General features: G+C 71.0%; 15 protein-coding genes. 6 read left to right on the plus strand and 9 right to left on the minus strand.

Annotated elements, in window-relative coordinates:
- Positions 1-151: 151 nt before the first annotated feature.
- Complete coding sequence (locus ODJ79_RS21410; RefSeq protein WP_263025298.1) at positions 152-1,681, minus strand: M4 family metallopeptidase; 1,530 nt, start codon at positions 1,679-1,681, stop codon at positions 152-154.
- Positions 1,682-1,948: 267 nt separating this feature from the next.
- Between ODJ79_RS21410 and ODJ79_RS21415 the strand changes: the two genes are divergently transcribed.
- A complete protein-coding gene (locus ODJ79_RS21415) occupies positions 1,949-3,742 on the plus strand; it encodes a discoidin domain-containing protein (RefSeq protein ID WP_263025299.1) in 1,794 nt (597 codons plus the stop codon).
- Here the strand turns inward: ODJ79_RS21415 and ODJ79_RS21420 are convergent.
- Positions 3,719-3,916: a hypothetical protein gene (locus ODJ79_RS21420; protein WP_263025300.1), complete on the minus strand. Its 198-nt coding sequence runs from the start codon at positions 3,914-3,916 to the stop codon at positions 3,719-3,721. The two genes, ODJ79_RS21415 and ODJ79_RS21420, sit on opposite strands and share 24 nt — an antisense overlap.
- Before the next feature lie 101 nt (positions 3,917-4,017).
- Here ODJ79_RS21420 and ODJ79_RS21425 point away from each other — a divergent pair, with 101 nt between their 5' ends.
- Both ODJ79_RS21425 and ODJ79_RS21430 read left to right on the plus strand, forming a co-directional pair.
- Positions 4,018-4,593, plus strand: a complete 576-nt coding sequence (locus ODJ79_RS21425) for a hypothetical protein (RefSeq protein WP_263025301.1) — start codon at positions 4,018-4,020, stop codon at positions 4,591-4,593.
- Positions 4,594-4,729: 136 nt separating this feature from the next.
- Positions 4,730-6,256: a hypothetical protein gene (locus ODJ79_RS21430; protein ID WP_263025302.1), complete on the plus strand. Its 1,527-nt coding sequence runs from the start codon at positions 4,730-4,732 to the stop codon at positions 6,254-6,256.
- A 35-nt stretch (positions 6,257-6,291) separates the two neighbouring features.
- On the opposite strand, the gene ODJ79_RS21435 is transcribed toward ODJ79_RS21430, so the two are convergent.
- Both ODJ79_RS21435 and ODJ79_RS21440 read right to left on the minus strand, forming a co-directional pair.
- Positions 6,292-6,852, minus strand: a complete 561-nt coding sequence (locus ODJ79_RS21435) for a hypothetical protein (RefSeq protein ID WP_263025303.1) — start codon at positions 6,850-6,852, stop codon at positions 6,292-6,294.
- Positions 6,853-7,010: 158 nt separating this feature from the next.
- Positions 7,011-8,243 (minus strand): FAD-dependent oxidoreductase, encoded by a 1,233-nt coding sequence (locus ODJ79_RS21440; protein WP_263025304.1) that lies wholly within the window; start codon positions 8,241-8,243, stop codon positions 7,011-7,013.
- Positions 8,244-8,474: 231 nt separating this feature from the next.
- Between ODJ79_RS21440 and ODJ79_RS21445 the strand changes: the two genes are divergently transcribed.
- The 3 genes from ODJ79_RS21445 (at position 8,475) to ODJ79_RS21455 (ending at position 11,245) form a co-directional block, all read left to right on the plus strand.
- Positions 8,475-10,073 (plus strand): alpha/beta hydrolase, encoded by a 1,599-nt coding sequence (locus tag ODJ79_RS21445; protein WP_263025305.1) that lies wholly within the window; start codon positions 8,475-8,477, stop codon positions 10,071-10,073.
- A gap of 118 nt (positions 10,074-10,191) precedes the next feature.
- A complete protein-coding gene (locus tag ODJ79_RS21450) occupies positions 10,192-10,884 on the plus strand; it encodes a hypothetical protein (RefSeq protein ID WP_263025306.1) in 693 nt (230 codons plus the stop codon).
- 4 nt (positions 10,885-10,888) lie between these two features.
- On the plus strand, positions 10,889-11,245 hold the full coding sequence (locus ODJ79_RS21455) for a hypothetical protein (protein WP_263025307.1): 357 nt from the start codon (positions 10,889-10,891) through the stop codon (positions 11,243-11,245).
- Positions 11,246-11,390: 145 nt separating this feature from the next.
- Here the strand turns inward: ODJ79_RS21455 and ODJ79_RS21460 are convergent, their stop codons facing one another.
- Genes ODJ79_RS21460 through ODJ79_RS21480 form a run of 5 tightly spaced genes read right to left on the minus strand, consistent with a single transcriptional unit; the run spans position 11,391 to position 14,083 of the window.
- A complete protein-coding gene (locus ODJ79_RS21460) occupies positions 11,391-11,693 on the minus strand; it encodes a hypothetical protein (RefSeq protein ID WP_263025308.1) in 303 nt (100 codons plus the stop codon).
- A complete protein-coding gene (locus ODJ79_RS21465; protein WP_263025309.1) occupies positions 11,690-11,923 on the minus strand; it encodes a hypothetical protein in 234 nt (77 codons plus the stop codon). The genes ODJ79_RS21460 and ODJ79_RS21465 overlap by 4 nt, the downstream gene beginning before the upstream one ends.
- 17 nt (positions 11,924-11,940) lie before the next feature.
- On the minus strand, positions 11,941-12,549 hold the full coding sequence (locus tag ODJ79_RS21470; RefSeq protein ID WP_263025310.1) for a lysoplasmalogenase: 609 nt from the start codon (positions 12,547-12,549) through the stop codon (positions 11,941-11,943).
- On the minus strand, positions 12,546-13,373 hold the full coding sequence (locus tag ODJ79_RS21475; protein WP_263025311.1) for a sterol desaturase family protein: 828 nt from the start codon (positions 13,371-13,373) through the stop codon (positions 12,546-12,548). Before ODJ79_RS21475 ends, ODJ79_RS21470 begins: the two co-directional genes overlap by 4 nt.
- Entirely contained in the window at positions 13,370-14,083 is a 714-nt protein-coding gene (locus tag ODJ79_RS21480) for a FadR/GntR family transcriptional regulator (RefSeq protein WP_263025312.1), read from the minus strand. The genes ODJ79_RS21475 and ODJ79_RS21480 overlap by 4 nt, the downstream gene beginning before the upstream one ends.
- Between the last annotated feature and the right edge of the window lie 63 nt (positions 14,084-14,146).

The following is a 14,146-nucleotide window of genomic DNA, read 5'->3' on the forward strand; positions in this document are numbered from 1 at the left end:
CATGGGCGTTTCCGTCGCCGGCCATCCACGCGGTCAGCCCGACGACGGACGGCAACCGGTATGCGTTGGTCGCCTGGCTGCATTGACCGGGCGCGGTGGGCACGCAGAGGGGCCGGCGCGATGACGCGCCGGCCCCACGAAGCGGGACGGGTCAGCAGGTGGCCTCGCCGGACTGGGCCGGCACGTTCACCGCGCTCCAGGCGGCCTTCACCGAGTTGAACTGGGTGCAGCTGCCCGGGAACAGGTTCTTCGCGGCCTGCAGCGTCCACTTCCGGTAGTACAGGTAGGACGAGCTGGACGTCTTCAGCAGCATCGCGTTGTACATGATCTTGATGGCGTTCTGGATGCCGACGCCGGTCACCGTGCTGCCGTTGCAGGTCGGGCTGGACGGCTGACCGTTGCCGCTGCTGCCCTGGGCCAGCAGGTAGAACCAGTGGTTGCCGGGCCCGGCCGCGGCGTGCACCTCCTGGTTCGGGGTGCTGGACGAGTAGCAGTTGCTGTCGCCGAGCGCGGACGGGTTGTACATGTTGCGGATCGGGCCGCTGCCGACCAGGTTGACCTCCTCGCCGACCAGGTAGTCCGGCGGGTCGTTCGGGCTGTTGATGTACCACTCGGTCGCCGCGCCGAACGTGTCGGCGACGAACTCCTGGGTGCCCCTCCGGGAGATGCCGCCCGGGGTGTGGTCGTCGATGCCGTGGCCCAGCTCGTGGCCGACGACGTCGGCGGAGGCGATCCACTGACCGGCGGTGTTGTGCCCGATCTGCACCTGGGTGCCGTCGTAGTACGCGTTCTCGTCGTTCAGGCCGATCCGGATCGGCCACGCGCCGCCGGAGCCGTTCTGGCCGTTGCGGCCGAGCCACGAGGAGAGCATCGCGAACTGCTTCTCCGCCACGTAGAGCGCGTCGACGCCGCCGGTCTCCCGGTTGGTGCCGTTCCCGTTGCCCCAGACGTTGTCGGAGCCGCTGAAGGTGGCGTTGTTCGACGCGTTCTGCGCCCGCACGGTGGTGTGCGACGGGTCCTGCAGAAGGTACGTCGAGCCGGACTGGGTGGTGTTCAGCGACACCGAGCCGTACACCCAGCCGGTGCCGGTGCCGGTCGCCTCGGTGACGTGCTCCTCGGTGCTGAGCACCTTGCCGGTGAGCGCGTCGACGTCGACCGTGAGCCGGCTGATGCCCTTGGCGCCGATCCCGTCCACCGTGGTCTCCCACGCCAGCCTGGCGGCCGCGCCCAGATCGGCGAGCACGACCAGCTTGCTGCCCTCGACGCCGCTGACCGACTTGAGCTGCTGACGGGCGGTGGCCTGCGCGGCCCGCTCGGAGATCTTCGGGGTGACCGACAGGGCGCCGATCGCGGTGGTCTGGGCGACCGAGGTGTACCTCGCGACGCCGCTCGCGTCGGTCATCACCACGAAGTCGCCGCCCCGGACCGCCAGGCCCTGGTAGGTGCGGGTGTACGGGACGTAGCTGAAGCCGCCGGAGGTGATCACGGCGTGCCGCTGGAAGGTCTCGGCCGAGCTGACGTGCAGATAGGAGGGTTTCGACGCGACCAACGCATCGGCCGCGGCGGCCGGCGACGCGGCGGTTCGCGCCGGCGCTGCCTGGGCGACGGCCGGCCCGGAAGTCAGCGCGGCGGCAACCGCGGTCGCGGTCCCCACGGCGATGACGAGGGGGATTCGGGACATCTGGTGCACTCCTTCCCCGCCCGAGGGGTGACGGGCGGGCTCGACTCCGGCGCGGCCGGGTAACCGCAACCGGCGTTACAAAATCGACGCTATATATCGACACAGATCTAAGAAATAGGGAAAACCCTTGTCCATCGCATCGCGCCGCATGGTTCCGGAACCCAGAACCCTTGCTCGGCACGACGGACGTCGATGAGACTCGCGAGGGAGAGCGCTCTCTGCCGCCATCCCCAGGCGGCACCATCCCCATCCCCAACGGGAGAGTCCATGCGACAAGCCATCCCCAGGCGTCGCCCCAGGCCACTCACGGCCGTACTCGGCGCCGCACTCGTCCTGCTCACCGCGGCCTACGCGGCGGTGACCGTCACCACCGCGCACGCCGCCGACACCCTGCTCTCGCAGGGCAAGACCGCGACCGCGTCCAGCACCGAGAACGCCACCACCCCGGCCAGTGCCGCGGTCGACGGGAACACCGGAACGCGCTGGTCGAGCGCGTTCGCCGACCCGCAGTGGCTGCAGGTCGACCTCGGCGCCACCGCCACGATCAGCTCCGTGTCGCTGAACTGGGAGGCCGCGTACGCGAGGTCCTTCCAGATCCAGACCTCGGCCAACGGCAGCACGTGGACCACGATCTACACCACGACGACCGGTGCCGGCGGCGTCCAAAACCTGACCGTCAGCGGGTCCGGGCGATATGTCCGGATGTATGCGACCGCCCGAGCCACCGCCTACGGCTACTCACTGTGGGAGTTCCAGGTCTTCGGATCCACCGGCGCGTCGACGACCTGCGGCACGACCGACGCCGCCCAGGGCCGCACCGCCACCGCCTCCAGCAGCGAGAACGCCTCCACACCGGCCGGCGCGGCGGTCGACGGCAACGCCGGTACCCGCTGGTCGAGCGCGTTCAGCGACCCGCAATGGCTGCAGGTCGACCTCGGCTCGACGCAGACCGTCTGCGGGGTCGCGCTCAGCTGGGAGGCGGCCTACGCCACGGTGTACCAGATCCAGGTCTCCACGAACGGCAGCACGTGGACGTCGATCTACAGCACGACCACCGGCACGGGCGGAAACCAAGCGCTGACGGTGAACGGCAGTGGGCGATACGTCCGGATGTACGGTACGGCCCGGGCCACCGCCTACGGCTACTCCCTGTGGTCATTCAGCGTGTTCATCACCGGCACGGTCACCACCCCGCCGACGACCCCGCCGACCAGCACTCCCCCGGGCGGCAGCACGATGCCCGACTCGTTCTGGGGCGACACCAGCAGCATCCCGGCCGCGCAGAACGTCGTCGAGGTCAAGATCCTCAACCGGACCAACGGGAAGTACCCGGACAGCCAGGTCTACTGGAGCTTCAACGGGCAGACGCACTCGATCGCCGAGCAGCAGTACCTCGACATGCCGGCCAACTCGGCCGGCCGGATGTACTTCTACCTCGGCTCGCCGACCAGCCAGTATTTCGACTTCATCGAGTTCACCGTGGGGGCGAGCGTCTTCAACGGCAACACCACCCGGGTGGACGCGTTCGGCCTGAAGATCGCCATGCGGCTGCACGCCAAGGACGGGTACGACGTGCAGGTCGGCGAGGACTACCAGACCTTCACCGAGGATCGGGCGGTCACCTTCCAGAAGTTCTCGGACGAGGTGCCGACCGAGTTCAAGCACCTGGCCACGGCCACCGCGCCGTACCGGATCATGGCGCCGGGCAGCGACGCGGCGTTCCGCTCCGGCGGGCAGTACCAGACCTACATGTCCAGCTACGCGGCGCAGAACGGGATCACGGCCGCCACGTCGGACATCTTCGGCTGCGCGGGCACCCTGGCCGGGCAGCCGCAGCAGTGCGCGGCGCTGAACCGGCACACCATCGACCTGCCGTCGTCGCAGTGGGAGACGGTGTCCAACTTCTACCGCGGCGCGCCGGCGAACTACTACGCGAAGTTCTGGCACGACCACGCCCTCGGCCGGCTGGCCTACGGCTTCCCGTACGACGACGTGGCCGGGCAGAGCTCGTTCGTGTCGCACGGCAGCCCGCAGTACCTACTGGTCGCCGTGGGCTGGTGATTGCCGGAAAGCCGGGATGCGGCCGCCGGCGAGCACCGTCTCGACCTGTCGTGGGGAGAGGCGGTGCCGCGGCCGGATCGTCGTGTCCCGGCTTTCGTTCCGTACGGTGATCTCGTCGCCCCGGCGCAGCTGATCGCCGAGGTCACTGATCACCAGGCGGTCGCCTCGCGACAACGGTGACTCGTCGTACTCGAGCGGCAGTACCCCGAAGTTGACGAGGTTCTGCCAGTGGATGCGGGCGTCGGCGCCGTCCGGACGACGATACGGTGGCGGTCGTGACCACGCTGATCGAAGTCGTCAACTCGTTGTTCGGCGCGCGGGTCTCGGGGTCGCCCGGACGCAGCATGTCGGCGCTCGGCGACGGCGCGATCCACCTCGAGTTCCCGGAGGACGACCACGTCTACCTGGTCACCGTCCGGCAGATCCCGCGGACGGTGCTGCCGCTCGACCGCCCGGTCGCGCTCGGTGAGCTTGCCGGAGTGCCGTTTCAGCTGGTCCGGGTCGCGGTGGCCAACCATGTCGAGGTGACCCTGGACGCCGCGGCCGGTCCCGCCCGCGACGCCGCGCTCGGCGCCTATCAGCAGCTCTTCCGGCAATGGGAGCAGGACGGCGATGTCGACCGGCATCCGCCGGCGTGGCCGGCCGAACAGCTCCGCGCGGTCCCGTCGACGGTCTCCGACGACGTCGGCACGGTCTACCGCTTTCAATCCGGCGAGGCCGGCGGCCCAGGAACCGAGTTCCGCGCACGATCGAACTACCTACCGACCCCGCCCGCCGGGGCGACCGCGCTGAGTTTGCGGTTCACGCCGCGGGACGGTGCGCCGGTCGAGGTAGAGCTCCCGCTGCCGTAATCGGGGCCGCGGCACTTTCGTTACACCCGCTGTGACCGCACCCGCCGCAGACCGCCGGCGACTGCCGGGTCCGCGCACCGCGCCCGCCGGGGAGACCGCCGGCCGGCCGACGCGGCGGCATCCTGCCTGGCGGGTCGTGTGGGCCAGCTGTGTGCTCGTCCCGTTCGTGGTGCTCGCCCCCCTGACCACCCAGGCCCCGTGGGCGGACGACCAGCTCAACGTCTACGGCTACGGCGGCGTCTACCTGGACCGGCCCTGGCGGATCCCGGTCGACGCGTTCGGGGCGGTCCCGTACTTCCTCGGCGTCGGGAACTTCCGGCCGCTCGGCCGCACGTACGAGTGGTCGCAGAACGTCGCGGTCTTCGCCCTGTCCGACCTGTTCGGTGTGCCGGTCGACATCGGACTGCGGCTCGTCGCCCTGGTCGCGGCGATCGCGCTCACCGGCTGCGCCGTGCTGCTCGCCGCGTACGCGACCAGCCGCACCCGCCCGTGGAACGGCGCGCCCGCGGTGCCGGTCGCCCTAGTGCCGTTCGCGATCGGTGGCGGTCTCGTCGCGGCCGGCCGGTCGAGCACGACGGTGCTGTTCAGCGGTCTCTACTTCGCGACCAGCGCCCTGGTCCTGGCGGTGGCGGCGTGGGCGTGCGCGACCGTCGGGCGGCCGCGCCTGCCGCTGTGGCGTGGGCTGCTCGCGGTCGCGGCCGGCGCCGCGATCGCCGGGTTCAACGAGATGGCCTGCCTGGCGGTGCCGCTCGCGGTCGTCGCGGTGGTCCTGCGTGGCCGGCTCGTGTTCGCCGTCCGGTGGCGCGACCTGCCACGGGACGCCGGGGTCCGGTTCGTGCTCCTGCTGTCCGCCGGGTTCGTCCTGGTCATCGTGCCCGTACGGGTGATCGTCGCGCACCGTTGTGCCCGCGGCGGCTGCTACGACGGGTCCGCGGTGTCGCTGTCCGGGGCGGTGACCGCGCTGCCGGTCCGGCTGGTGTCCTGGCTACCGCCGTTGATGTGGCAGTGGGCGGGCGGCCGTGACCGGCCGGCCGGGGCGATTTCCGTCTTCGCCGGGATCGTCCTGCTGGCGGTCGGCTGGCGTGTGCTTCGCACCCTGCCCGGGCTGCCCCGCCTCGACGCCCGGCAGACGTCGGCGCTGGCGGGCACCGCCGCCACCGTCCTGATCCTGGCGGCGGGGATCGCGGCCCTCAACGTGTGGATGCAGCGGGCCGCCGCGGCCGGCCAGTACGGCCTCGGGTGGCGGGACAGCGCCCTGACCACCGCCGGCGGCGGCATGCTCCTGGTCGCCGCGGTGACCGCGCTGCACCGGGCACGCCGGGCCGTGGCCACCGGGCTGCTGACCGTCCTCGCCGGCGTCGCGGTGGTCTCCGCCGCCGCGAACGCCGCCTACCACCGCGACAGCGCCCGCGAACGGTTGCCGTACCTGCACAACCGGATCGCCCAGGAGCTGGCCGATTTCGACCGCACGCCCGACGGGGACGAGCGCCGGTGTGCCCTGCGCGCGCGGCTGCTGTCGACCAAGGCGGCGGCCAACGAGCAGCGCATCGACCTGATCCTGGACGCCGCGGCCCGGCAGATCGCCGGGCGCCGGTTCTGTGGCCTCGCCCCGGACTGGCCCGGCCCGGTACCGCTGTACCGCGCGGCCGGCCGCGATCTCTGACCAGAGGCGATGCAGCGTTCTCTGACCAGAGGCGATCAGGAGCGGACGAACCAGTCCTGCGACTCGTAGTCGGCACGGTTCGGGTCGACGAAATCGGTGCGAATCGCGATCCACAGCTGGCCCGGCCGGAACTGCGACATCGCCACCCAGACCTGCCGCTTCGCGAAGCCCTGGTCGTAGAACGCCGGGATCCTGCCGTTGGCCAGCCGGAACGCGCCGGCCGACCAGCCCCAGTCGCAGTCGGTCGGCGAGCAGGCGCCGAACAGGCGTACGGCCCAGCCGGCGTCGGACGTGGTCGAGCAGACGTCGCCGGTGCAGGTGGTCACCGACTGGCAGTCGCGCACCTGGGCGCGGGTGATGCTGCGGGTGGCCGGGTCGGCGTTGCGCCAGTCGCCGTACTCCGCCGCATGCTGCCCGGAGCAGAGCCGCAGGGCGCCGGCCTGGGACGCCGGGGCGAGTCGTGGGGCACCGGGGAACGGCGCGCGTTCCTGGAACACGGCGGAGGTGCGGGCGGGCGCGGCGGACGCGCCCGCCACCGGGGGTGCGATCAAAGCGGCGGCGATGGTGACGGCGGCGGCAAGCGAACGGACGAACATGGTCGGCTCCTCGTGCGGACGGCTTGCGGGTCAGGGCCGCGGCAAGCTGCCGGCGGCCGAAAGACCGCTTTGGCCTGACAAATGGTGAAAGGTATCCGCCATTTTTCTACACCAGCACGACGAACGAGGTGACGCGAACCCGGCACCGGCCGCCGAGCTCAGCGGCCCGCTGTCCGGCGTGGCCTCGGCCAGTGATTGACCAGCCAGAGCCACGGCGAGCTGCCTCTTCGCGCGGTTTCCGCCTCCGCCTGCCGCGACGCGTCGACCGCGGCGAAGCCGTACTCGCGCATGCTCTGCTCGTAGCCGCCGATCGCCGGGACGAGGTCGGTGCCGCCGGTGAGCGCGGCGCACAGGTTCGCCGCGTCCATCAGTGCCGTGTTCGCGCCGGAGCCGCGGGCCGGGCTCATCGCGTGGATCGCGTCGCCGAGCAGGGTCACCCGGCTCGGCGGCCAGGCCGGGACACGCCGGCTGCTGCGCACCCGGATGAAGAACGTCTCGTCGACGGCCGCCCCGGCGAGAAGGGCGCGCAGGTCGGGATGCCACGTTCGGATCGCCCGGCAGGCGGTCGCGTGCAGGGTCGCGGCGTCCGCGCCAGCCAGTTCCGAGTCGGCCGCCGGGAGCCGGTCGTGCTGCGCCGACAAGCCCCACATCAGGTAGTCCGCGGCCGGGCTGAGCCGTACGCCCGGGGCGAGGGCGGCGGCGGCGTCGGACGGCGAGCGCCGGAACTCGACGAGCCCGGTCGCCAGGCCGAGGTGGCCGCCGGTGACCGCGGTGAACCCGTTGTGCATGGCCGCCGGAACGAGCCGCCGGGCGGCGCCGTCGAGCAGGGTCTTGCCGTAGATGACCCGCGCGCCGGTGTCCACGAGCCGCGCCTCCGGCAGCAGGGCACGACGAACCACCGAACCCACCCCGTCGGCGCCGACGAGCACGTCGGCGCGCTCGGCCGAGCCGTCCGCGAAGCGGAGCGTCACGCCGCCCGCGTCCTGGTCATGCCCGGCGAGCTCGCGGCCGTACCGGATCCGGTCGGCAAGGCCGGCGGCGAGGATCTCGCGGAGGGTCCCGCGGTCGGCCGATGTGGACAGGGTGGCCGGGTCGTCCGGGTCGCGGTCCGGGCCGCCCGGCGTCTCGTGCAGGACGCGCAGCTGGGCGGAGAGCACGGTGACCTTGGTGCCCGGCCGGCCGGTCGTCGCGAGGAACAGCCGGAACAGCCGCGGCGGCAGGCACTTCTGGAGCGAGAGACCGGCCCGGGCGTCCATGTGCAGGCGGTAGCCCTGCCGGCGGGCGGCGAGCCCGGCGTCCCGCTCGTAGACCTGGACGTCCACGCCGGCCCGGACCAGACCCTGCGCGAGGCACAGCCCACCGAGACCGGCGCCGGCGATCGCTACCCGCATTCCGCTCCGCCCTCCTGCCGGGTTTGACCCACTTCGATGAACGCCGGGAACTTCGGAGAGTGCTCGCCGCCCGACCACCGAGTCAACGACCGGTGCCCGAAGTCTGCCCTAACGGTCATCCATATCGCCGTACCTGGATGGCTAGTCTCCGAAGGTTCGCCCAGCGTGGGGCAGGGACGCGCGCCCGCCCACGCCGGACACGGGAAACGAACCCGAGACGAAGGGCAGGGCATGAAACGAATTCTGGCGGCTACCGTCGCCACCACTGCGGGGCTGGTGATGGGCGTCGGCATGATCCCGGCGGCGGCACAGGCCCACAGCGGTTCCCCCGGCTACACGCCGCCCCCGATCGCGTGGGGCACGTGTACGAATCCAACCCTGAAGGCGCGCGGCGCGGAGTGCGGCTTCGTCATCGTCCCGCTGGACTATGCCCGGCCGGGCGGCACCAAGATTCAGATTGCGGTCTCGCGGGTGAAGCACAAGTCCGCGGCCGCCGACTATCAGGGCATCATGCTGGTCAACCCGGGTGGTCCGGGCGGATCCGGCCTGATCTACTCGGTGCTGCAGCCGGCGATCCCGAACAACGTGGGTCTCGACTACGACTGGATCGGGTTCGACCCGCGCGGCGTCGGTTCCAGCGTTCCGTCGCTGGCCTGCGACGGCAACGTCGCCGGCTACAACCGGCCGTACTACGTCCCGGTCACCAAGCAGCTGGAGAAGACCTGGCTGGCCCGGTCCAAGGCCTACGCCCAGGCGTGCGCGAAGGCCGGCGGCGCGCTGCTCGACCACCTGAAGACCACCGACAACGTGGCCGACATGGAGAGCATCCGCAAGGCGCTGGGCCAGAAGCAGATCAACTACTACGGCTTCTCGTACGGCACGTACCTCGGCCAGGTCTACGCCACGCTGCACCCCGGCCAGGTGCGCCGGATGGTCTTCGACGGCGTCGTCGACCCGCGCGGTGTCTGGTACCAGGACAACCTCGACCAGGACGTCCAGTTCGACAAGAACATGGACACGTACTTCACCTGGGTAGCCATGTACGACGCGGTGTACCACCTGGGTACCACCGGCAAGGCCGTGAAGGCCAAGTACTACGCGACGCTGCAGAAGCTCCGCAAGTCGCCGGCCGAAGGCAAGATCGGCCCGGACGAGTGGAACGACATCTTCGTCTCGGCCGGTTACTACGTGTACGGCTGGGAGGACGTGGCCTCCGCGTTCTCGGCGTTCGTCAACGACGGCGACCCGTCCGGCCTGCTGGCGCTCTACCCGGAGCCCGGCCCCGGCTCGGACAACGGCTACGCGATCTACCTGGGCACCCAGTGCACCGACGTGCAGTGGCCGCTCAACTGGAACAAGTGGCAGCGGGACAACTGGCGGCTCTACGCGAAGTACCCGTTCATCACCTGGAACAACGCGTGGTTCAACGCGCCCTGCCGGGACTGGCAGGGTGACGTCGGCAAGCCGGTCAACGTCACCGGCCGCAACGCCCCGCCGATCCTGCTGATCAGCGAGACCAACGACGCGGCCACGCCGTACCCGGGCAGCCTCGAGATCCGTAAGCGGTTCCCCCGTTCGGTCCTCATCGAGGGCGTCGGCGGCACCACCCACGCCGGCTCGCTGAGCGGCATCGCCTGCACCGACGACACGATCGCGGCGTACCTGGACAACGGCGCCCTGCCGAACCGGGTGCACGGCAACCGGTCCGACAAGCAGTGCGACCCGGTCCCGCAGCCCAACCCGACGGAAGCGGCGGCCAAGACGCTCGCAACCACCGGCAACGGCAGCCTCATGGCGACGCTGCGAAAGGCATCGCCCGCCGTGCGCTGACGCACGCACCGCGCCGACGGCCCGGGAGTCCACGACGGACTCCCGGGCCGTTCGTCACGCAAGGGCCGGTGGCCGCCGGTTGCTACGCTGCGACACAAGTCGATGGCCGGGAGGAACCGTGACGGCGCGGCCGAGAAGCCGTGGCGGCGGCGACGACCCCGAGCCGCCACATCGGGGTGACGGCGACGAACCCTCGCCACGCCCGCGCCCACCGGCCTCGAACGTAGCCGAGGGCGAGCAGCACATCCAGCAGGTACTGGGCGGCGGACACCCCAGAACGGCCGGCACCGCGCGGGAGCCGGGCCCCGAGGATCCGGAAGTCGCGCACGCGATGCGGATATACGACCAGCTCGGCCCCGACCCGCCGAAAATCCATGTCGCCCGCAACGACGCGAACCATGCCCGTGCGCACACGATCGAGCGGCATGGCCCCGACCTCCCACTACGGCAGCAGGCCGGCGTGCAGACGATCGAAGGCCGCATCTACGGTGACCACGGTTGGGAGGACCCGGAGAACCAGTCCTTCAAGTGGGACAACGCGACGGTCATGACCCGCGAGATCAACGAGTACGTCCAACGCAACTGGGAGAACATCCGAAGCGACCTGGCGTTGAAGGGCTTTCACCAGGCCGGGTACAACACCGGCCACCGAGTCGGTGAAGGGTTCCTCAACGGTGGCATCTATGGCTTGGGCGCGCGCCAGGCGGAGTACATGTCGACCGGCCTGGTAAAGATCCGCATCAGGCTCGTGCCGGACGCGGATCCCGCACGATCCTTTCTCGTGAGCGCCTTCCCGGCCGGGATACTCTGACGCGATGGACCCTTCCCGGACTCGCGACACGCTGCGGGCGCGCATGGCGGAACTGGACGCCCGCCCGCCGCTGGAGAAGGTCCGCGACCTGCTGAACGGCCATGTGGTGGACACCGACGGGTGGGGCGAGATCCGCGATGAGCTACGCATGACCGTGCGGCACAGCGCGCGGCCGCTCCGGCAGGGCCTCGACGCCATCGACGCCGTGCTGGCCGCGGAGTTGCCGCCCGGCACGCTGCTGCGCATGGTCGCCGGTGAGGCCGGGAAGTCGCTCGACCACGATCCGACCGATGCCGGTGCCGCCGCCTTCCTCCGAGAGCTGGCCGCCCTGATCCGATCCGTGCTGGACGAGGCGGCGTAGGCGCCTCGCCGCTGCGGAAGGCAGCACCCACCGTGCGCTGACGCTTGTTCCACGCTGAGCCCGGGAGTCCTCGCCGGATTCCCGGGCCGTTCACTGCCGCCGGACCGTCAGGACCGGCTCGAGGTGCGGCGGCGCGGCATTCTCGTCACAACCCCAGGTAGTTACGCAATGCGTCGTCGACGCGGGACAGCGTGGTACGGGACAGCCGTCCGACGCGAGCGCCGACATTGTCGGGAACCACCGGCCGCAATCTGGTGACGTCGATGGTGCCGCGCGCCGGGTCGGCCGGTGCCATCGGAACGAGCGAAGGCGACGGCGGCGTGGGGGTGTCCGGGCCGAGGATCACCACGAAGGTCGCCCGGCGGGGGTTGTACGGCGCCGCGGAAACGATCGCGATGCGGGCGCGTGCGTTGCCGATCGTGTACTCGTAGACGTCGCCGCGAGTCACCCGGCATCGAGGTCGTGCCGGTCGGCGGCGTCGAGTGCGGCAAGGACGGCTTGGTCGTCTGGCGGCAGGGTGGCTTCCCACTCGGCGATGACATCCACGTCACCGCGTGCGGCCTCGTTGCGGATCGCTCGGTCGAGCCAGCGGCCGACGTCCAGCCCTTCGGCCTCGGCGCGGGAGCGCGCAAGAGGAATACTGTCCTCGTCAAGCGTCAGTGATGTCTTCTTTCGCATACCGCTAAGCATACCGCTCATCGTGCCGCCGGCAGGGGGGCCGGCGACGGCACGCGCGAGGTCGCCGCCCAGCCGGTGGCGATCAGGAACAGGGCCGCCGAGTACGTGGCCATCACCAGCACGTCGTGCGCCGGCAGGTGGCGGCCGGCCGCGCCCATCCCGATCATCAGGTCGGAGACCACGAACAGGGCGCCGCCGATCGCCAGCCGGCGGCTGACGGCGGTCGCGGCGGTGGCCATCGCGGTCAGGGCGAGGCTGTAGGCCAGCACCGGGAGCCGCAGCGTGCCGAGATGTGGCCACAGCAGAGCGTTGGCGGCCGCCCAGACCACGGCGTACGCAATGATCGTGGGTTTGGTCGGTTTTGCCCGCCGCAGGAAGGCGACCGTCAGGCAGACCTGGCAGCCGAGGAAGAACACCATCCCGATCAGGAACGCGCCGGGAACCAGCAGCGCGATGTCGCCGGCTGTGGCGAAGCAGAGCGCCAGCACGACCAGGTCGCGGCGGGCCAGATACCAGATCAGCAGCGGAGCGAGCAGCGGCTTGGCGACCCACTGCAGCGGGGTGAGATCCGCGGCCACGGCGATCAGCTCGGCGACCGCCGCGGCCACGAAGAGATAGAGCTTCACGCGGACGGCTGCCAGCCGGGGTGGCCGAACAGGTAGCCGGCCCGGTGCCGCCACCGGCGCGCGCCGCGGACGTCGCGCCAGATCGCCGCGTACTCGTGGGTCGCGACCTTCAGCGGGTTGAAGGTTTGGATGTTCGTGGTGAGGCCGTAGCTGACCGGCGCCCCCTCGGGCTCGAAGCTGCGGAACAGCCGGTCCCAGATGATCAGGATGCCGCCGTAGTTGCGGTCCAGGTAGGGATCGTTCGAGCCGTGGTGCACCCGGTGGTGCGACGGCGTGTTGAAGAACCACTCGATCGGCCGCCACATCCGGTCGACCCGCTCGGTGTGCAGGAAGAACTGGTAGAAGAGGCTGATCGACTGCTGCAGGAAGATCATCCACGGCGGCAGGCCGAGCAGCGCCAGCGGCAGCCAGAACGGCAGCGACGTCATCGGCGTCCAGCTCTGCCGCAGCGCCGTCGACAGGTTGAAGAACTGGCTCGAGTGGTGCACGACGTGCCCGGCCCACAGCACCCGCACCTCGTGGTGCAGCCGGTGGAACCAGTAGTACGCGAGGTCGTCGGCGAAGAACAGCAGCACCCACACCCACCAGTGGCTCGGCGAGAGCTTGATCGGGCTGAGCACGTAGAGGCCGGCGTAGGCGACCGCGGTGAACAGCTTCCACGGGAAGCCGATCACCTGGCTGCCGACGCCCATGGAGAGGCTGGTGGCGGTGTCGCGGGCCTCGTACCCGCGCTCCTCGTCGTCGGGCAGGAACTTGAAGGAGAGCGCCTCGAGCACGATGAGCAGCAGGAACGCGGGAACGGCGTAGAGCACGGCGGGAATCATGGGCGAGCGGATCCCTTCGGCTGGGCGGCGGGGACGGCGAGCAGGGTGCGCGCGACGCGCTCGGCACCCTCGGCATCGCCTGCGGCGATCAGGGCGGCCAGGTTGCGGTGGGCGGTGACGTCGAGCAGTTCCGCCGTACGCCGCGGCAGCGGCATGTGCCCGACGGCCACATCGCCCGCCGTCAGGCTGTTGTAGGCCAGCAGGTACGCGACGTTGCCCGAGCCCTCGATGATCCGCCGCCACAGGTCGCGGTCGGCGGCGCCCATCGCGGCGAGATCGGGGGCAGCCGCCGCATAGGCCTCGACGGCGGCGACCACTGCCCGGCGCGCCTGGTCGCCGGCGCGCTGGGCGCAGAGCCGGGCCGCGTCGGCGCCGATGCAGGCGCGCATCTCCAGCACGTCGCGGATCAGCGTCTCGACCGGCAGCACGTCCTCGGAGCCGGCCAGGGTCATCGCGAGATCCAGGCCGGCGGTGGCGCGCCAGTCGAGGACCCGGGTCGCGCCGCCCTGACTGACCCGGACCAGGCCGAGCTGCTGGAGGCGGCGCAGCGCCTCCCGGATGGCGTGCCGGTTGACGCCGAAGGCGGTGGCCAGCTCACGCTCGCTGGGCAGCGAGTCGCCGGACGGGTAGCGGCCGCTCACGATCGCGTCGCGCAGGCGGCCGAACACCTGATCGGAGACCGAGTGCCGGGACAGCGGCTCGAAAGTCATGCCGAGCAGTGTGCCCCGCACCACATCAACCCGTCAACTGGTTGGACCAGTCCTGTCACGTTC

The sequence above is a fragment of the Actinoplanes sp. KI2 genome, assembly GCF_025630775.1.
In the GTDB taxonomy this organism is placed as follows: domain Bacteria; phylum Actinomycetota; class Actinomycetes; order Mycobacteriales; family Micromonosporaceae; genus Actinoplanes.